The organism is Sphingobacterium bovisgrunnientis, assembly GCF_009829085.1.
GTDB classification, from domain to species: domain Bacteria; phylum Bacteroidota; class Bacteroidia; order Sphingobacteriales; family Sphingobacteriaceae; genus Sphingobacterium; species Sphingobacterium bovisgrunnientis.
This window is the reverse complement of the sequence record NZ_WUQY01000229.1, coordinates 1-333: the sequence shown is the minus strand read 5'-3', so window position 1 is coordinate 333 and position 333 is coordinate 1. Positions and strand designations below refer to the sequence as shown.

Sequence of the window (333 nt, the reverse complement as noted above, 5' to 3'; positions counted from 1 at the left end):
AAAGCTTTTTTGAAATGTTTTTATGATTCTACAAATATTTTATCTGGTGTTTATTATCCTACTAGTTGTATGGTCGTGCAACGTCTTTATCTAATTTCTAGGGCTTTTGATAGATATAAAGATGACCCCGATTTTAATTCAGTTATAATTGCCATGGAATTAAAGTTTAGAAAATATTGGGAAGACTTGCCCATGTTATTTCCATTAGCATGCGTCATGGACCCCCAATATAATTTATCGGGTACTAAATTTATAATTGAACGAATGTCAAAATCTTTAACTTTTAACGTACCTATTACTTATAGGAATTTGGAAGTAACTTTATCTGAAATG

General features: G+C 30.0%; 1 protein-coding gene. It reads left to right on the top strand.

What is annotated here, in order from left to right:
* A partial coding sequence (locus GOQ16_RS18600) for an RNase-H fold domain-containing protein (RefSeq protein ID WP_160070463.1) occupies window positions 1–333 on the top strand: 333 nt, incomplete at both ends.